Annotated in this window: 22 protein-coding genes and 2 tRNA genes; 10 read left to right on the top strand and 14 right to left on the bottom strand. The window is 49.5% G+C overall.

Features of this window, described 5'->3' with window-relative positions; all coding sequences use genetic code 11:
- Positions 1-41 precede the first annotated feature (41 nt).
- The 8 genes from ABF86_RS03345 to ABF86_RS03310 form a co-directional block, all read right to left on the bottom strand.
- Positions 42-118, bottom strand: a tRNA-Asp gene (locus tag ABF86_RS03345).
- 59 nt (positions 119-177) lie between these two features.
- Positions 178-253, bottom strand: a tRNA-Val gene (locus tag ABF86_RS03340).
- 36 nt (positions 254-289) lie between these two features.
- Positions 290-562, bottom strand: a complete 273-nt coding sequence (locus tag ABF86_RS03335; RefSeq protein ID WP_011633774.1) for an HU family DNA-binding protein — start codon at positions 560-562, stop codon at positions 290-292.
- 186 nt (positions 563-748) lie between these two features.
- On the bottom strand, positions 749-1738 hold the full coding sequence (locus ABF86_RS03330; protein ID WP_011633773.1) for an NAD(P)H-dependent glycerol-3-phosphate dehydrogenase: 990 nt from the start codon (positions 1736-1738) through the stop codon (positions 749-751).
- Entirely contained in the window at positions 1735-2214 is a 480-nt protein-coding gene (locus ABF86_RS03325) for an SH3 domain-containing protein (RefSeq protein ID WP_011633772.1), read from the bottom strand. Before ABF86_RS03325 ends, ABF86_RS03330 begins: the two co-directional genes overlap by 4 nt.
- A 3-nt stretch (positions 2215-2217) precedes the next feature.
- Positions 2218-2700, bottom strand: coding sequence for a protein-export chaperone SecB (gene secB / locus ABF86_RS03320; protein ID WP_011633771.1), 483 nt, complete (start codon positions 2698-2700; stop codon positions 2218-2220).
- 74 nt (positions 2701-2774) lie between these two features.
- Entirely contained in the window at positions 2775-3032 is a 258-nt protein-coding gene (grxC, locus tag ABF86_RS03315) for a glutaredoxin 3 (protein WP_041353688.1), read from the bottom strand.
- A 29-nt stretch (positions 3033-3061) separates the two neighbouring features.
- Positions 3062-3475, bottom strand: coding sequence for a rhodanese-like domain-containing protein (locus ABF86_RS03310; protein ID WP_041353687.1), 414 nt, complete (start codon positions 3473-3475; stop codon positions 3062-3064).
- 161 nt (positions 3476-3636) lie between these two features.
- Here ABF86_RS03310 and argJ point away from each other — a divergent pair, with 161 nt between their 5' ends.
- The 3 genes from argJ to ABF86_RS03295 are packed head-to-tail and all read left to right on the top strand — an operon-like array spanning position 3637 to position 6691.
- Entirely contained in the window at positions 3637-4866 is a 1230-nt protein-coding gene (gene argJ, locus ABF86_RS03305) for a bifunctional glutamate N-acetyltransferase/amino-acid acetyltransferase ArgJ (protein ID WP_074684898.1), read from the top strand.
- 1 nt (position 4867) lies between these two features.
- Positions 4868-5740: an ATP-binding protein gene (locus ABF86_RS03300; RefSeq protein ID WP_041353427.1), complete on the top strand. Its 873-nt coding sequence runs from the start codon at positions 4868-4870 to the stop codon at positions 5738-5740.
- A gap of 12 nt (positions 5741-5752) precedes the next feature.
- Positions 5753-6691 carry a Nudix family hydrolase gene (locus ABF86_RS03295; protein WP_011633766.1) on the top strand — a complete coding sequence of 313 codons (939 nt, stop codon included), beginning with the start codon at positions 5753-5755 and terminating at the stop codon, positions 6689-6691.
- Between the two features lie 23 nt (positions 6692-6714).
- Here the strand turns inward: ABF86_RS03295 and ABF86_RS03290 are convergent, their stop codons facing one another.
- A complete protein-coding gene (locus ABF86_RS03290; protein ID WP_160803457.1) occupies positions 6715-7887 on the bottom strand; it encodes an FAD-dependent oxidoreductase in 1173 nt (390 codons plus the stop codon).
- 124 nt (positions 7888-8011) lie between these two features.
- Here ABF86_RS03290 and mpl point away from each other — a divergent pair, with 124 nt between their 5' ends.
- Positions 8012-9394: a UDP-N-acetylmuramate:L-alanyl-gamma-D-glutamyl-meso-diaminopimelate ligase gene (gene mpl, locus ABF86_RS03285; protein ID WP_074684894.1), complete on the top strand. Its 1383-nt coding sequence runs from the start codon at positions 8012-8014 to the stop codon at positions 9392-9394.
- A gap of 183 nt (positions 9395-9577) precedes the next feature.
- Here mpl and ABF86_RS03280 read toward each other — a convergent pair whose 3' ends face one another.
- Positions 9578-10453, bottom strand: a complete 876-nt coding sequence (locus ABF86_RS03280; protein ID WP_074684893.1) for a hypothetical protein — start codon at positions 10451-10453, stop codon at positions 9578-9580.
- A gap of 75 nt (positions 10454-10528) precedes the next feature.
- Between ABF86_RS03280 and ABF86_RS03275 the strand changes: the two genes are divergently transcribed.
- From ABF86_RS03275 to nth, 6 genes are all read left to right on the top strand, one after another.
- Complete coding sequence (locus tag ABF86_RS03275; protein ID WP_074684892.1) at positions 10529-10762, top strand: hypothetical protein; 234 nt, start codon at positions 10529-10531, stop codon at positions 10760-10762.
- Positions 10763-10859: 97 nt separating this feature from the next.
- Entirely contained in the window at positions 10860-11558 is a 699-nt protein-coding gene (gene aat, locus ABF86_RS03270; RefSeq protein WP_074684891.1) for a leucyl/phenylalanyl-tRNA--protein transferase, read from the top strand.
- A 24-nt stretch (positions 11559-11582) separates the two neighbouring features.
- Complete coding sequence (locus tag ABF86_RS03265; protein WP_074684890.1) at positions 11583-12296, top strand: arginyltransferase; 714 nt, start codon at positions 11583-11585, stop codon at positions 12294-12296.
- Positions 12297-13325, top strand: a complete 1029-nt coding sequence (locus ABF86_RS03260; protein ID WP_074684889.1) for a quinone-dependent dihydroorotate dehydrogenase — start codon at positions 12297-12299, stop codon at positions 13323-13325.
- Positions 13315-13971, top strand: a complete 657-nt coding sequence (locus ABF86_RS03255) for an RnfABCDGE type electron transport complex subunit B (RefSeq protein ID WP_074684888.1) — start codon at positions 13315-13317, stop codon at positions 13969-13971. Before ABF86_RS03260 ends, ABF86_RS03255 begins: the two co-directional genes overlap by 11 nt.
- Positions 13968-14627: an endonuclease III gene (nth, locus tag ABF86_RS03250; protein WP_074684887.1), complete on the top strand. Its 660-nt coding sequence runs from the start codon at positions 13968-13970 to the stop codon at positions 14625-14627. The genes ABF86_RS03255 and nth overlap by 4 nt, the downstream gene beginning before the upstream one ends.
- A 175-nt stretch (positions 14628-14802) precedes the next feature.
- On the opposite strand, the gene ABF86_RS03245 is transcribed toward nth, so the two are convergent.
- The 4 genes from ABF86_RS03245 to ABF86_RS03230 form a co-directional block, all read right to left on the bottom strand.
- Positions 14803-15708 carry a transglycosylase SLT domain-containing protein gene (locus ABF86_RS03245; RefSeq protein WP_074684886.1) on the bottom strand — a complete coding sequence of 302 codons (906 nt, stop codon included), beginning with the start codon at positions 15706-15708 and terminating at the stop codon, positions 14803-14805.
- Between the two features lie 524 nt (positions 15709-16232).
- A complete protein-coding gene (locus tag ABF86_RS03240; RefSeq protein WP_011633755.1) occupies positions 16233-17795 on the bottom strand; it encodes a TerC family protein in 1563 nt (520 codons plus the stop codon).
- A gap of 490 nt (positions 17796-18285) precedes the next feature.
- Positions 18286-18453 (bottom strand): hypothetical protein, encoded by a 168-nt coding sequence (locus tag ABF86_RS03235; protein ID WP_160803456.1) that lies wholly within the window; start codon positions 18451-18453, stop codon positions 18286-18288.
- Between the two features lie 29 nt (positions 18454-18482).
- Complete coding sequence (locus ABF86_RS03230) at positions 18483-18626, bottom strand: hypothetical protein (RefSeq protein WP_011633752.1); 144 nt, start codon at positions 18624-18626, stop codon at positions 18483-18485.
- Positions 18627-18924: the final 298 nt, after the last annotated feature.

Below are 18924 nucleotides of genomic sequence, written 5' to 3'. Positions count from 1 at the left end.
TGTTATATCATCATGACCGGACATTACGCAAAGTAAAGATATGGCGGAGTGGACGGGACTCGAACCCGCGACCCCCGGCGTGACAGGCCGGTATTCTAACCAACTGAACTACCACTCCCAGTATTACACTCTCTAATAAGAGATCAGCTACAAGATAACTTTACCCAATAATGCTGTTGGTGGGTGCTGACGGGATCGAACCGCCGACATTCGCCTTGTAAGGGCGACGCTCTACCAGCTGAGCTAAGCACCCGAACCCACCCATCTTTTCTTTGCTATCGAAGGAGCGCTAGTTTACAGCATCTTTCAGCGCTTTGCCAGCAGTGAATTTGGGCACTTTAGCTGCCTTGATTTTTATCTCGGCACCGGTACGCGGATTACGTCCCGTACGGGCAGCCCGTTCCCCAACCTTGAAAGTTCCAAAACCTACCAGGGTGACGCTGTCATTCTTGCTAAGCGCATCCTTAATGGCAGATAACGCACCATCCAGTGCATTACCCGCCTCTGCTTTTGTAATATCGGCATGACGAGCAATCGCTTCGATGAGTTCAGATTTATTCATAAATTCCCCTTTGTTTTGCTTCGTTAGGTTGCAGGAAAACACCTCTTTTTACACAGACAACTCTGTATAAACCCTTATATCAAGCCGTTTTGCGGCGGTCAAGTGTTTAACCAGAAATCAGCTTCATTTTTGATAAATTCCCGTTTCACCCGAATCGAGAAAGTATCACATCAGTAAAATCTGCTCTCAATCTGTTTCTGCGCCAGGTTCACGATCAAGCATATTCCTGATTGCACTCTCAACCGGGATTTGTTCGTACAAAATACTGTAAACCGCTTGAGTTACGGGCATATCAATTTGTAGCTGCCGTCCCATTTCGTGCGCCTCTCGAACGGTATACACACCTTCAGTAACATGTCCGATTTCAAGTAAAATCTCTGGCAGTTGACACCCGGCAGCAAGCATCATCCCAACCTGACGGTTCCTTGACAAATCACCGGTACAAGTCAAAATCAGATCTCCAATTCCACTCAAACCGGTAAAGGTTTTCCTATGCCCGCCCAGCGCCACACCCAGCCGGGTAATTTCCGCCAGCCCGCGAGTAATCAGTGCTGCTCTTGCATTATTACCAAACGCAAGTCCGTCAGAAATCCCGGCAGCAATTGCAATTACATTCTTGAGCGCCCCGCCAACTTCAACTCCAACCACATCACTGCTGGAATAAACACGTAAAATTGAAGTATGAATCTCACTGGCAATCCGTCTAGCAAAAGCATCATCATCAGAAGCCAGCGTCAGTGCAGCAGGAAGCCCCATTGCCACCTCTTGGGCAAAACTTGGGCCAGACAATACGCCACAAGTGATCTCCGCCGAATAAACATCCTCAACCACTTGGCAGGGAAGCTTTGCAGTGCCTGCCTCAAATCCCTTGCATCCCAGAACAAGCGGCAATGACTGATTCAAAGCAGCTATCCGCTGCAAAGTTACGCGCAACCCTGCAACAGGCACAACCACAAGAACCAGCTCCGCCTGCTCCAACGCATCACTCAGCGCAGAAGCGAGATGGATGGAATCCGGCAAATGCTGCCCCGGCAGATAACGCTGATTGACGCGCAACGCCGCCAATTCTGCCAAGTGCCCTGTATTACGGGTCCATAACGTTACGTGATGACGTGCCGACAGATAAATTGCCAGCGCAGTTCCCCAGGCTCCCGCGCCAAGCACCGTGATATTCATACACCCCAGACTTGATCAGTTCTGATATAGCCGACCTGGCCATCCTGATGTTTTACTTTTACCCACCCATTTGCGGCAGCACCCAGCCATTCCAGCACCACATCCTGCCGGGCTTGAAACACCAGCGACGAATTCTGATCCGGAGATTGATAAACACTGCCAACAGAAGCATTGACGATCACAAACCGTTTCGGGCTGAGATTTTTATCTTCTACCCAGGCAAGGTATCCATGATAATCCCGTACCTTTACCCATCCCACCACCTTTACCACCACTTCCAGAGGCAGATTTACACTCGCCACATATAATTTTCCGGCATTGAGAGAAGGGGCATCGTATAGAATAGTTGCCGACGTCGCGATCGACAGAAACTCATTTTGACTGCCTTCCTGTGCAATGGCCTTACAGGAAAAAAACAACAATGGAAACAACAAGCCAGCGGTAACAAATCCGGCCCGAAATAGCTGTAATCTCATGAATCAGTGCCTGGTTGTATTATCCACAGGCTGATCAGGCTGTGATACAGCCGCTTCCTGCTGCTTCTGCTGATAAATTGCCTCGAAATTAACCGGATTGAGAATCACAGGCGGGAATCCAGCTCGCGTTACTGTATCCGAGATCGTTTCACGCAGATAGGGAAACAGAATATTTGGACACAGAACACCCAATACTGGCTCAATCTCATTCCCGGGAACATTACGTATCCGGAAAATACCAGCCTGATGAGCCTCTACCAGAAACATAACCTTATCCTTTTCCTTCAGGCGCGCCGTGACAGTCGCCGTCACAATTACCTCGTGGATCTCCCCTTCTATGACATTATCACTGGTAGCCAGCTGAAGATTGATCTCGGGAGATTCCCGTTCCAGAAAAACCTGAGGAGCATGGGGAATTTCCAGTGATAAATCCTTGACATACACTTTTTCAATAACAAAAACGGGCTGCTGCTGTGGTTCAGTCATGGTTGATTCCGGTTAAATACATTTATCAAAATAAATAAGTCAGCTTCCAATAACAATCAGATACCGGCAGACATTCAGCCAGCCAGCAGACTGGCCAGCTCACCCTGTCGATCCAGCATTGACAAATCGTCATACCCTCCAACATGGGTCTGTCCAATATAGATCTGCGGAACCGTTCGTCGTCCGGAACGCCGCATCATCTCGGTTCGTTGCCCTGGTTGCAGATCCACTCTGATCTTCTCAATCTCCTCCACGCCTCTTGCACGCAACAATTTTTCTGCCATGGTGCAATAGGGGCAAAATCCGGATACATACATCACTACCTTGGGCATTTTGTCTCTTTCCGCGCCGTTATCATCCATCACTTTTTCACCAATGGAAGATTCTCACGCTGCCAGGTTTCAATGCCACCAGATAGATTAAAAACCTGTTTAAAACCATTTTTGCGCAAAACGGAACCAGCTCGCCCCGGTCGCAGCCCTGGCGTAAAGATGATAACAACAGGTTTATCCTTGAATCTTTCCAGCTCCTGCCAACGTTCTTCTATCTGCTCCACCGGAATATGGGCAGCATTGGGCGGATGACCACCGGCATACTCACCTTCATCTCTGACATCCAGCACCAGAGCATCTTCATAATTAATCAACCGGATCGCCTGCTTTGTACCAATATCACGGACGGAGTTACGTGCAACCACCGGCCATAGCAGCATGCCACCACTCAGCATTGCCGCCACGATAAAAAACATATTGTCTACCAGAAAAGTTGATTCCATAGATGTATCCAGAATGTATCCGAACCCGCTAAAAATCGTTATTTTAACAAAGTACTCGCGAAACTCCATTCATAGTTTTAGATAATGGAATAATTCCAGGCAACCCGGCGATTTCCTGCGGGATAGGTTACGATAACGTTTTTTCTTACAGACTCTCATTCATGCCAGTCAACATTCCACCGCTACTACCTGAACAGCTGCTGCCGATCCAGGGCATATCATTGGGGACGGCAGAAGCAGGCATCAAGCGATCCGGCCGAAAAGACCTGCTGGTCATCAAGCTTGCCGAAAACACACAAGTTGCCGGTGTTTTCACTAAAAACCGGTTCTGTGCCGCACCTGTTACGGTAGCCAAATCACATCTTGCAGCCCTTTTACCGACTCGCGCACTGGTGATCAATACTGGCAATGCCAATGCCGGCACCGGCCAATCCGGTATTGATCACGCATACGCCACCTGCGCCGCGCTGGCCGGGCTCATTGGCTGCCAGGTACAGCAGATCTTGCCATTTTCCACCGGCGTCATCATGGAGCCACTGCCGGTAGAAAAAATTACTGCCTGCCTGCCCCAGGCAGTGGCAAACCTGGTTCCGGACAACTGGTTTGCTGCTGCTCAGGCAATCATGACGACCGACATTGTGCCCAAGGGCGTTTCCCGCCAGATTCAATTGGGCGGAACGACCGTCACCATCACCGGCATCACCAAAGGTTCGGGCATGATCCATCCGAACATGGCCACCATGCTTAGTTATATCGCTACGGATGCAGCTATTACGCAACCCTTGCTGAACGATTTGGTACACCACACGGCCAATCAATCCTTCAACTGCATTACCGTAGATGGCGACACCTCCACTAACGACGCATTGATCCTGATGGCCACCGGACAGGCGAAGCACAACCTGATCACTACATCAACCGACCCCGGATTTATCACGCTGCAGGCGGCCATTACCGAAGTGGCCATTCTGCTTGCCCAGATGATTGTGCGCGATGGCGAAGGTGCAACCAAATTCATCACCGTGCAAGTAGAAGGTGGCAGGACAGCGGAAGAATGCAGCAAGGTCGCCTATGCCATCGCACATTCCCCGCTGATCAAAACGGCCTGCTTCGCATCCGATCCCAATCTGGGACGAATTCTGGCTGCCATCGGTTATGCCGGCATTGAGGATCTGGATGTCAATCTTGTTCAGCTTTATCTGGAAAATACCCTGGTCGCCGAACACGGTGGCCGTGCTGCCAGCTACCGTGAAAAAGAAGGGCAACGTATCATGCAGGCACCAGAAATTACTATTCAGGTAAAACTCAATCGGGGAAATGCAGCCACCACAATATGGACCTGCGATCTTTCCTATGATTACGTAAAAATCAATGCCGATTACCGCAGCTGATATGAATGATTCCGAACTGTTTTTCCAACGCTTAGACCAACTGTTAACGCGCATTGAGGACATCCTCCCTACCCGGATACAGCACGCTGATCTTGACGCACACATTGCCTTTCGCTGGCGTAAACACGACAACACCGGTTTTCTACAGGCGATAAGCCACCCGCATACGATTACGCTGAATGAACTGCTGAATATCGAAGAGCAGAAGCAGGCACTTGATCGCAATACCCAGCAGTTTGTCTCCGGATTCCCGGCTAATAATGTATTATTGACTGGCGCGCGCGGTACCGGCAAATCCTCATTGATCAAAGCATTGTTGAATCGCTATGCAGATCGAGGCTTACGTATAATCGAGGTAGATAAACAAGGGCTCACCGATCTGCCCGACATTGTCGAATTCATCGATCAGCGTCCGGAGCGCTTCATCCTGTATTGTGATGATTTGTCATTCGAAGCGGATGAACCGGGTTACAAAGCACTGAAAGTCGTTCTTGATGGTTCCATTTCCACCACATCCGACAACGTACTGGTTTACGCCACCTCCAATCGTCGTCATTTGATACCGGAATTCATGCATGAGAATTTGGCAACCCGGCATGTGGAGGGCGAAATCCATCCGGGAGAAGCCACCGAGGAAAAGATTTCACTATCAGAACGCTTTGGTCTGTGGCTGTCTTTTTATCCATTCGATCAGGAGCAATATCTGGAAATTGTTCAGCACTGGCTCTCACAACATGGTATCAGCAGATTATCCGGCCCGGCCCGGCAGGAAGCGCTTCGCTGGGCGCTGGCACGAGGTTCTCGCAATGGACGGGTTGCTCGCCAATTCGCCCGTGATTGGGCAGGTCAGCAAAAATTGGCAAAGGCAGAATAGGGCAAAAATAATATGCCCGACTTACCGTTGGTTGAAGTCGTCGTTGCCATTCTTATTCGTCCAGATAGCAGTTTCCTGCTCACTTGCCGGCCAACTGGCAAGCCTTATTCTGGCTACTGGGAGTTTCCCGGGGGGAAAATAGAAACAGGAGAATCTCCTGTTCAGGCACTGGCACGCGAACTGAATGAAGAACTGGGTATTACCCCCGACCAAGCCACGCCATGGCTGACACGGCTATTCAGTTACCCGCATGCCACGGTACAACTCAGATTTTATCGGGTAACCAGTTGGCAGGGTGAACCCGCTCCTCGTGAACAGCAGCAGCTCGCCTGGCAAACCGCCGACAATGTCACTGTTTCTCCTTTGCTTCCGGCCAATATCCCCATTCTGCGCAGCCTGATGTTACCCTCGATCTATGCCATTACCTGTGCAGCTGAAACGGGTGTGGAAGCATCATTGTTATCCATCCGACAAGCTTTTCAGAGTGGCATAAAACTTCTGCAAATCCGTGAAAAAGCTATGCCGCCCGATCAACTGGAATGCTATGTTCAGACTGTATTGCAACTTGCCCGGAATAATCATCAGGTGACAGTACTGCTCAACGGGAATATCGCACTGGCGCAAACAGTGCAGGCTGATGGCATTCATCTGACTTCAACTCAATTGCTATCACTGACTGCCCGGCCAACTGTTAACTGGTGCGGTGCTTCCTGCCACAACGCAGAAGAACTCAAGCGCGCTGAGCAGCTGGGCGTTGATTTTGTCACGCTGAGTCCCGTATACCCCACGCTCAGCCATCCGGGAGCTCCCTCACTGGGATGGGATAAGTTTTCTGTCCTCCTCCGGGATTACCCGCTGCCGGTTTATGCGTTAGGAGGATTACAGCCGACCGATCTGGCAATTGCCCAGGAACATGGCGCGCACGGCATTGCCATGATGCGCGGTATCTGATTTCTTCTGTCGGTGTTAACAAACTACACCAGATAAGTATCCACCCCGCTCAACAGCAAATCGTACTGAACTTCGACAATTTCCTTGATAACCTGTGCAGGAATACCTGTCACTACATTGTTTTCGACCGCCAGCCAACCTACTGCATCATTCGGCCCCAGGCTGACCACGTAACCGAGATCACGATGCAGATACGGCTCAAGCACCTTGAGCATACCGGAGTGGCGCAACATATTACGGGCAGCCAGTTTCCCTTTACGCACTGCTGACTGAGCAGTCATCGTATTCGATCCCACTGATTGATAAACCGAACAATCGCCCGCTGCAAATATATGTTCCAGTGGCTTGCCAGCTGCCATCACCTGGCCGAACAAGTTGGTTTTGATCAGATTACCCGGTCTGTTGCCGGTGAATGCCAGCGAAAGAATGGAAGGCAATACAAAATGTCGCCCGCTGGTTTTATCTTCCAGCAGAAGTTTATCCGTACGCTGCTCCAGAAAGTGGGCCGCTGGATAAAACTCGATATCCAGCTCCAGCATGCGTTTTTCCACATACCAGGAAAATCCTTTTGGAAACTGTTGTAATACTCGCTCCTTGTCATCCACCAGCCGTAGACCGTGATTAATCCGGTGGCGATACAGATAATCGGCCAGCTCAAACAGAAATTGGATGCCGGTTGCTCCCCCGCCAATTACGGATATATACGATCTTTCACTATTTTTCGTTTCCAGAAAGCTGTTCAGCAGATCAGCGCCGGAAACAGTAAAAAAATCCTCCAGGCCAAATACATTTCTTGTAGTGTGACTATCCATATCACTCCGGCATGCCATCCTTGCACCCGATGCTACCAGTAGATAATCAAATGGAACCTGGATATCACCTGCCTGCAAGTAATGATCTTGCTGCCACTGACACAACATCGATTCATCCAGCGACAATGTACTGCGAATATGGCGACAACCAAAGCGCTGCTCCAAAGCCGTATACGGAACCAGCAAATCAGATAATGGATAGCGGAAAGTTTCATGCAAATGGGTGATTTTGAGATGATTGATTCCAGGATCAATCAGCGTGATTTCTGCGTCAGGGTTGTAGCGCCGTAACGTAGTCATCGCAGCAATCCCTGCGTACCCCCCGCCCGCAATCACAACCTGTAATCGTCTGTTTTTTGGTATATATAATGGCAGAAGCGCCATTCATGCCTCCCTTCCCAAATTTAACGGAAACCAGCGTAGCACGGATACATCCCCCGGTCACGCCTCGCGTATAATCACCCGCTCAACCGATTGCCTCCTTCACAATTACCCTGCCGGAACATTTATGCATATTCACATTCTTGGAATCTGCGGTACCTTCATGGGCGGACTGGCGGTACTGGCACGCGCTGCTGGTCATACCGTCACCGGCTGCGATGCCAACGTCTACCCGCCAATGAGCACACAGTTATGCAATCAAAATATCGAATTGATCGAAGGCTACAGCACCGATCAGATTAAGCTGGCGCCTGATTTATTCGTAGTTGGCAACGTCGTCACACGCGGCAACCCGTTAATGGAGGCCATTCTCGATGCACATCTACCCTACACATCCGGCCCGCAATGGCTGGCACAGCATCTGCTGCATAATCGTTGGGTGCTTGCCGTTGCCGGCACGCATGGCAAAACCACCACCAGTTCAATGCTTGCCTGGATTCTGGAATATGCCGGGCTTGCTCCTGGTTTCCTGATCGGCGGCGTCCCGGAGAATTTTGGCCTGTCTGCCCGTCTGGGGCATATCGACGAAGAACAAACGCTCTCTCCTTTCTTTGTCATCGAAGCGGATGAATACGACACCGCCTTCTTCGACAAGCGCTCCAAATTTGTGCATTACCAACCCCAAACTGCGGTACTCAATAACCTTGAATTTGATCACGCGGATATTTTCCCGGATCTGGCCGCGATCGAGCGTCAGTTCCATCACCTTGTCCGCATCGTTCCGCGCAATGGATTGATTATTGTCAACGGCTGTGATGAAACCCTGCAGCGCGTGTTGCATCAAGGATGCTGGACGCCTGTAGAAAAATTCGGGGTGGATGAAGGCTGGCAAATCACCACGGAGCACGATCAAAACCAGTCAATCCGTTTCCAGGGTAAACCGCAGGGAATATTGCACTGGGAGTTACTGGGAGAACATAACCGCATGAATGCACTGGCAGCGTTGGCTGCAGCGCGTCACGCCGGCGTACCGGCACCACTTGGCATTGAAGCCTTATCCCACTTTAAAAATGTGAAACGCCGCATGGAGCTGCGCGGGATTATTCACGATATTCACATCTATGATGATTTTGCACATCACCCCACTGCTATTCAAATGACTCTGGCAGGGCTGCGCGACAAGATTGGTTCTGCACGCATCCTCGCTGTGCTGGAGCCACGTTCCAATACCATGAAACTTGGTGTCTGGCAGGACAGCCTCGCTGCCAGCCTGAATCAGGCCGATCAGGTATTCTGCTATGCCCATCAGATGGGCTGGGACGTAGCTTCAGCCCTCACTGCCCTCGGCAATAAAGCTGACATTCACCATGATCTGTCTGCCATGATCAGCGCCATCACTACTGCGGCACAACCGGGCGATCATATCTTGATCATGAGTAACGGCAGCTTTAATGGCCTGTACGATAAACTGCTTGATGCCTTGCGCAACCAAATTAACCTGTCCTCCTGACACTCATAAAAAAACCCCGCCAAAACTTAGGCGGGGTATAAAGGCTTCGTCACAAAATCTGTTGCTTGGGCTCCGATTTTGCTCGAAGCGAGAAGAGAGAAATACTCGTCACTACTGAGAAAACAAACTACGATTGAAACAGTTTCTAACTAATTTTCTATATCAAAGAACGCTTACACTGCTTTAAAACCCAATTCCGAGATAACCACCAACGGTAAATCCACTGACATCCACCCCATCAATCTTGCCAGCCAGATGGTATCTGGCATCCGCACCGATATACATTGATTTCCAGATGTTGTAATCAGCGCCTACGCCAAACATCACACCCGGTGCTAACACTGTAATAGATTCAGAAGGTGGACTGACAACGTGAAGCGCTAAGCCAGCTGGAATTATCCAGGGCCTGAATTTGCTGCCTTCCATAAACTTGATTTTCGGTGCTGCCGTCAACGTAAATTGACTGACAGTTACATCACGCGGATTATTTGGAATACTGATACCCAATACAGGCCCTGCTAACTGTGTTGGGTCATTGGCAAGCGGATTTCCTTTTACTTTGTTACTAAACTGCTTATATTCAAACATCAACTCGGCAAATACACTGGTTCCCGGCGCGAGGCCCCAAACATCATTGGTTAGGCTGAAATCAAACCCAGCCCCCACATACCAGGCACTTTTGCCTGCCTGATCCTGCACCCCAATAGGAGCTACAGCACTCTGGATGGAAACACCATTGCGAAGATGGTCACTATGCGCAAAGCCACCCCGGAAAAACAGCATGTGTTTATGGGCTTCATGCTCGGTTGCTTCCGCTTTAGAGACTATCCGCAATTTTTGATCAACTTTTTGCTCATGCATCACGGTATCGGACTTAACCTTATCCAGCTCGCCCCGGATAGATTGCAATTGCTGTTCAAGCAACCTGATCTGCTCTTCCAAAACCTGTGTTGATGCACCTTCGGCAAATGTCTGTGGCGCACCCAGCAGCATTGAAGCGCCGAATATTCCGATCACGGTATTTAATACGGCACGCTTTCCGAATGGATTATGACTCACCCTGTTCTCCTTTCTTGTTTTATGTATATGCAAATGTTGCACGACAAATGCTAAATAACTATCGGGAGAAATACTTTGATCTATATCAAGGCAGCGCTGTTTTCTGCTATTTGTGCCCAGATTGAGCTGAAAACACGGTTCTTCCGATTATTGTTATTGAATAAAAAACCATCCGGACAAATAATTCACACCAGCCCAATGGTCATTCCCTTCGCAACGGGCGTAACACAGCAGAGACTACCCATAAAACCAGTACCCATGCGGGTTGCGGCAATGTGGCTCATGGAGGATGCGTGCGAAGTTCCCTAATTAATAGTAGATATTAGATAATTGCAGACAGGATGCTCTTGATCTGCATCAAGAAAACGCCATTTGCCATTGTTTACCTGAAGACATTGTTTCAGCCATGATTCGCACACTCTTTTCCGATACCCCCTTTCCACCACTGGAACAGGCACTGATCGAACCTAATGGTTTACTGGCCGCTGGCGGAGATCTGTCGCCAGAACGCCTGATTTCTGCCTATCAGCAAGGGATTTTCCCCTGGTTCAATCAGGAGGAAGTCATACTCTGGTGGAGTCCGAACCCAAGAATGGTACTGTTTCCGCAAGAATTGAAAATTTCTCGTTCACTGCACAAGACGTTGAAGAAAAATCATTATCAGATCCGGACAGACAGCGCCTTCACGCAAGTCATGCAAGCCTGTGCAGCACCGCGCGAAAAACAAACCGGCACCTGGATACATCCCGAAATGATTGCAGCCTATACTGCACTCCATCAGCGCGGGATAGCGCATTCGGTCGAAACCTGGGTGGATGGAGAATTGGTCGGCGGGCTATACGGTGTAGCCATTGGCAAAGCATTCTTTGGCGAATCAATGTTTTCCCGGGTACCCGATGCCTCCAAAATTGCACTGGTTTATCTGGTCAGGCAACTGGAGCGTCAGGGCTATGGCCTGATCGACTGCCAGATGAAAACAGCTCACTTGATGTCAATGGGTGCGCGAGAGATTCCAAGACTCCAATTCTCTAAATTACTGGGTAAGCTGACCGACCAGCCTGAACAAAATAGAAAATGGCATTTTAATTTCACCTATCCGCAATAGTCCGCAACAACCGAAATAGCAATCATGGATTTCCAGCTCACCAAAAACTATCCGTGCAGTTACTTACCAGGGCGGCTCGCACGCTCCCGGGTCGTATTGACCGGCAATGCATCGGATGCTGATACCTACACACAACTGATCCGACAGGGATATCGTCGCAGCGGCAATTTCATCTATCGCCCGGATTACGAGCTATGTCATGCTTGCATCCCGGCGCGTATCCCGGCAGAACTGTTCCACCCTAACCGTATCCAGCGCAGAATATGGAAACGACATCAGCATTTACAAGCCACCCGGCATCCCCTTCATTTTGATCCTGCACACTTTGATCTCTACCAGCGCTACCAGAAATTACGTCACCCCGGCGGAGGCATGGATCTTGATAATCAAAATGGGCATGAACAGTATTGCAATTTTCTCCTGCAAAGTATGGTCGACTCCTTTCTGGTAACATTCCACGAGAATCAACAACTGCGCATGGTTAGCATCATTGACCAGCTACCGGACGGGCTTTCTTCGGTGTATACCTTTTTTGATCCGGATGTCACCGGAACGAGCTATGGCACCTTTAATATCCTGTGGCAAATCGCACAATGCCATCATGGCCAGCTACCTTACCTTTATCTGGGTTACTGGATCGAAAATAACCGAAAAATGCGCTATAAAGCCAATTTCCAACCACTACAACTGTTAATTGACAACCAATGGCAATGTCAGGAAACCTGCACAACCATCTGAATGACATACACTCTACTACGTCCGCTGCTGTTTCTGCTTGATGCCGAAACTGCCCACACCCTTACCCTGGATACGCTCGGATTACTGCAGAAAACCGGGCTGTTACCTAATCGCACTATCTACTGCACACCGGTTCGCGCTATGGGGCTAGATTTTCCTAACCCGGTCGGGCTGGCTGCCGGTCTCGACAAAAACGGCGCGTACATCAGCGCACTGGCCCGGCTGGGATCTGGCTTTATTGAAGTGGGAACTGTTACCCCGCGCCCGCAACCCGGCAATCCCCGCCCACGGCTGTTTCGCGTCCCGCAGGCTGAAGCAATCATCAACCGGATGGGATTTAACAACGTTGGTATAGATAAACTGATAGAAAATGTCCGACAGGCGGATTATCAAGGCATATTAGGCATCAACATCGGTAAAAATGCTGATACGCCCCTGCAAAACGCGGTAGATGACTACCTGATCTGTTTACGCAAGGCGTACCCATATGCCAGTTATGTCACCGTCAATATTTCATCACCTAATACAAAACAACTCAGGCAGCTGCAAAATGAAACCGAACTGGAGCAACTGCTGGGCACACTCAAGACGGAACAAACCCGACTCAGCGATCAGCATGGCCGCTACACCCCGCTGGCCGTCAAAATCGCACCCGATCTGGAATCTGCTCAAATTGAAGTAATCGCCTCGCTACTACTGAAACACCGTATGGATGCCGTGATTGCAACCAATACCACCACCGCACGTGATGGCCTTGAACACCTGCCGCATGGTGATGAACAAGGCGGATTGAGCGGCGCACCATTAACGGAACGCAGCACCGCCGTCATCCGCCAGCTTGCCACGCATCTTCAGCAAGCCATTCCCATCATCGGGGCGGGTGGCATCATGTCGCCCCTGGATGCACAAGCCAAAATAGAAGCCGGTGCCAGCCTGGTACAGGTTTACTCCGGATTGATTTACCGTGGCCCGAATCTGGTTTCGGAAATCACCTCACTACTTTGCTCTCGTCCACCCCATGCCGGATAAAAGTAAATTGATTGAACGGATTGATGCCGTGTTGCCACAAACCCAATGCGGCCAGTGCAAATTTGATGGATGCCGTCCTTATGCCGTGGCGATTGCTGAGGGGCACGCAGATATTGATCAATGTCCGCCTGGTGGCGATGCCGGTGCTGCCGCCATTGCCGCCATCCTCAACATTGCTCCCAAGCCACTCAATACGGCTTATGGCCACCCCAAACCACTGGCAGTCGCTATCATTGATGAAGCGCAGTGCATCGGCTGCACCTTCTGCCTGCGCGCTTGTCCGGTGGACGCCATCATCGGCGCGGCCAAATGCATGCATACCGTTCTGACCGAGTTATGCACTGGCTGTGAACGTTGCATCGCACCCTGTCCGGTGGACTGTATCAGCATGGTGCCCATGTCTGAGCCCGCCACACCTGAAATTCGGCAACAAATAGCTGACAGCGCGCGTGAGCGGTATCATCTCAGACAACTCAGGCTGGCACGCAACCGACAAAAATCCCGGAAACCAAAACAGAACAGACTTAGAGCAAATACTATCTCCGCTACACAACCAGCAACCGATATGAAAAAAGCAGCCATCCAGGCAGCGATGGAACGTGCACGCGCAGCACTTGCGCGTTCCAACATTCCGTTTAAAGAATGAACGCTACCAAACGCCGGGAGATATTCACCCGATTCAGGCAGGCCAACCCCCATCCAACCACGGAACTCGAATACAGCACACCGTTTCAGTTATTGGTTGCCGTCATCCTCTCGGCACAGGCTACTGATAAAAGCGTCAACCTGGCTACACGCAAACTGTTCCCGATGGCCGATACACCAGAGAAAATTCTGCGACTGGGAGAAGTCGGCCTCAGTCCATTCATTCAGCGCATCGGTCTATACCGTACCAAAACCAGAAATATCCTCGCCACCTGCCAGTTACTGATCGAACAACATCGCAGCGAAGTCCCGCACACCCGCACAGAACTGGAGAAACTGCCGGGAGTCGGCCGGAAAACCGCCAATGTGATTCTGAATACCGCCTTTGGCGAACCCACCATCGCAGTCGATACCCACATCTTCCGCCTGGCTAACCGCACCGGCATCGCTCCGGGTAAAAATGTGCTGGAAGTTGAGCAAAAATTGCTCAAGGTTATTCCGGAAGAATTTCGGCAAGATGCTCACCACTGGCTAATTTTGCACGGACGCTATACCTGCAAAGCCAGGAAGCCCTTATGTCAGCAATGCCTGATTGTAGATTTATGCGAATTCAAAGAGAAGAACCTGGAAGAAACTACACCCTCACCCGATTTATAAATCGCACTACCCAACTAGAACGCGCCAGCTCACTCTGCGATTATGGCTCATGCACAGTGTAAAATTTTTCGACAGCACTTGCTGGATTGCTTCACGCCTGCGGTGTTCACAAAGCCAATTGCTTTTACAGATGTTTACAAGTGATGGAAACTTATTTTGTGAGATAGCCGGCGTCTCATTGCTCAGCTCCAACCGAGGTGAAGATGAAAGAAGTTCTGCTGACCACACCAGGCTGGAATGGATGGGTAGTTTTGTTGTAGCGCGACAAGATTTTGTTGACATATTTTACAGTTTCTAAATAAGGCGGAATGCCGCGATATTTCTCGACCGCCCCTTCCCCGGCATTGTATGCCGCAGCAACCAGCGCCACATCTCCCTTGAAGAAAGCGAGCAGCCATCTCAGATAAGCCATGCCCCCCTTGATATTGTCTTCTGCATCAAAAGCATCCTTGACCTGAAACCTCTCCGCTGTTTCCGGGATCAGTTGCATTAATCCCTGAGCATTCCTGGCTGAAACTGCCTGCACATTAAAACCGGATTCAACTGAAATAACCACCAGCACAAGATCAGGATCTATCTCGTATTGTGGTGCCAGTTTCTCCACAAGTGCAGACACGGACTGGTTAACGTAATATTTGTTTGGCGTTGCCTTGGCGCGAGCATAAATATTTCTGTTCAAGCAATCCGGTAACTGTGCCTTTGGATTGGCTGGCACAGGCATGAACCGCAGCATTTTCTGTGCATAGGCATGCCCCCGGGCGGCGGCCATTTCAAACAGGCTCGCAGCAATATTGTCATTACGCTCAACACCCCGTCCATTGGCATACATCCATCCCAGTGCATATTGTCCCTCCGGCGAACCCAGCCTGGCTGCCTGACAGTACAATTCCACCGCTTTTTTTCTATCTTGCGGCACACCCTCGCCATGTTCGTATTGACGAGCCTGCAGCACCAATATTTCGGCATTATTTGCAACATTACCGGGTATTCCCCGGGGAACAGGTTCACTGCTGTAAGTGACAGCAGCATGCAGAGCTAAAAAACTCAACACAACCCACCGCCATTTTTGGAAGATGTGCATATTTCTCTTCTGCTTGGATAGTTAAGGAGCCTCCGCACGAATCCTCCATGAGCCGCGCTGCTGGTAAAACTGCGATGATCGCAAGGTGTATACTGTATACCGCGAACCCATTCTACGAAGCCAAGGTGCACAACGCGATGAGCACACGGTTTTTCGGGTAGCCTGCTTGTTCCGCTCGTTGCGAAGGGAATGATCTATGCGCGCCTTGCGACCCATCCCACAAAACCACGTGCGTGACCATGTCGGATTCGTCCAGAAGTTCCTTAAGGTTTTGTTTTATTCTTAAATATTAAGCAACAATCATGCCAAAAATGGAGAACATCCTGAACCCGGGGATAACCATTTGCCAGCAAATGAAAATTTTCAAGTCATCTTCTGACAAAATAGCGACAGGAAAACAGCCTTGCAGACAGTGTAAAAAATTTCGACAGGTATGTGTTCAATGGAAAAATCAATTTTGGCCTCCACTCCTTTCACTTCGCCAGCGGCAAAAACAATCCTCCAGATATCCTCATTGAATCCCCTTACTCACTTTCAGGCTGCACGCGGCACACACGCACTTTACCGATATTATGTCGGTTAACTGAAACAATTTCGAAAATCAGACCATCAACCGTAATCTGCTCCCCCTCACTTGGAATATAGCCTAACTGCCAGAGCAGATACCCCCCGAGCGTGGAATAGCGTTCAGCCTCATCAACCAGATCGTATTCCAATAAATTGGATACCTTGCGGATACTGATCCATCCATCCATCAGCCACGAACCATCCGCCTGTTGTTCCGCCACCATTTTTTCTTCATCTGCGTCCAGAAATTCACCAGCGATTGCTTCCAGAATATCTGCCGGCGTCACAATTCCCTCGACTGATCCATATTCTTCAACAATCACTGCTAGCTGTAATGATTGATTGCGGAGCTGCTCCATCAGTTTGATCACGGGCACACGCTCATGCACCACAATCGGATGGCGTAACGACTTTTCCAGGTTGATCTTTCCTTCTTCCAGCATATCGCGCAGCAGATCCTTGGCGAATGCAGCGCCAACAAACTCATCCACACTACTGCGTGACAATAGAAAACGCGAATGGCCACTGTCGATGATTTTCAATCTGATCATTTCAGTGCTATCTTCCAAATCCAGCCAATCAATATCAGTGCGTGGCGTCATAATTGACATGGCAGGGCGCTCAGCCAGCGTCAACACGCCTTCAATCATCTCCTTTTCCTCCCGGGCGAACAGATCATTTTTGGCAACCTGCTGCGCGATCACTTCTGCAGTCTCACCCAACCCAACTTCGCCACCTCTCCCGCCAAGCAGTCGTAATACGGCTGCTGCGGTACGCTCTCGCAAGTCTCCAGTAGTGACGAACTTTTCCTTGTTATGCTTGGCAATCTGGTTAAACACCTCAATCAGAATCGAGAAACTGATTGCCGCATAGAGATACCCTTTGGGAACATGGTAATTAAAGCCTTCAATTACAAGCGAAAAGCCGATCATCATCAAAAAACCCAGGCATAAAATCACAACAGTGGGATGTTTCGAGACGAATGCCATCAACGGTCCGGAAGATGCCATCATGACAGCCACCGCAATGATGACGGCAATCATCATCACCGCAAGATGCTCCACCATCCCCACCGCTGTAATCATGCTGTCCAGCGAAAAAACCGCATCCAGCACAATAATCTGAACGATGACCTGCCAGAATACAGCGTGCACAATCTTGCCTTCTTTCTGCCCGGAATGTCCTTCCAGCCGCTCATGCAACTCCATCGTCCCCTTGAAAAGCAGGAATATGCCACCGAACAGAAGGATGATATTTCGCCAGGACAGCCCAATATCAAAAACTGTCAATAACGGCGTAGTCAGCGTAATGACCCAGGAAATGGATGCAAGCAGGATGAGGCGCATGACAAGCGCCAGAGATAAACCAACAATACGTGCCTTCTCACGCTGATCCGGCGGCAGTTTATCCGCCAGGATTGCAATGAAAACGAGATTATCAATCCCCAGCACAATTTCCAAAAAAATCAGTGTTGCCAAACCTGCCCACGCAGCAGGATCGACTACCCATTCAAAAAACACTTTTACTGATATCCGAAATAAATTGAGAAACTGTAATCAAGAATTTGAAATACCCGGATCCGGGTAAAAAGAAGTTGTACAGCGGACAGAAGCAAGCAACCAATATAGCACAAGTTTTTTTCAGCTAATCAAATACTGAAAACAGAAACCATGCTTTGTCATACGCCGAGAGAGGGGCAAAGACAACTCTAGCCATTCTATCAATGTTCACCCTCTTGCGGAAAAGCAACGGGGGCTTGACCTGACAAACAAGTGTGTCGAAAATTTTTACACTCTTTAATCACCCTCATACTCAATGCAAAGGTACAAGAACGATCGTAAAAGCATACGCCGGGTTCATGGTATCAGGCGGCCAATCATCAACTGAGGCATTCTAGGAACCACCTATAACAGCGATAAACTGCGCAAAATTGCCTCAATTTTTTTATCTTCCTTCGCCAGTTCGCGCAAGGTATGAAGCATGCGCGTCAGACTGCAGCCAAAGGTCATTTTACAGCTCCCGTTCAAGCTGCTTAAGGCGTGTGTCCATAGGACGCAGTGTTGCATAGCGATCCCATACAATGAAACCAATCAGACCAAATATGTCGGCAATTCTCACCAGCATCAGCTGCTGGATAAAATCCAGCCGCCGGTCTATGGCTTCAAAACGCTGATCCATTTTCTCCTGCATCGCTATAAAACGTAAATCTATTTTTCTTCCAGCGCTTTTTGCCCTGCCCTAAGCTCCGCCAATGATTCAACGATTTCACGATCAGTAATACGCGGCGTAATCTCCACCGCAAAAGCGGATACTGCCTGCAAGCTAATGAGGAACAACAAAATTCTGATCATTTCAGCCAAATTTATCCTTATGCAAACTCAAAACTGTTCCATCTATGTATGTCTATATACAATCAAATTCAAGAAAAATAAATATAGCAGAACCAGCAACTTGCTCCTTCCGTTCTTTTTATTAAGGAAGGTAAGCTCCACATAATTCGCATAGCCTACGAGATCACGGCAATCCAGGCCTTCGCACCCCCACTGCCGAATTGCTTCATGCCCACAGCATTCACGAGAACGAGTTTTGTTGCTCCTGCTTCGAATACTCTGGCGCAGCCGCCTTGCAACAACCATCACCCCAGCCCAA

Source organism: Nitrosomonas sp. GH22 (assembly GCF_009833115.1).
GTDB lineage: Bacteria > Pseudomonadota > Gammaproteobacteria > Burkholderiales > Nitrosomonadaceae > Nitrosomonas > Nitrosomonas eutropha.
The sequence above is the reverse complement of the archived record's forward strand: the minus strand, read 5'-3'. Positions and strand labels throughout refer to the sequence as shown.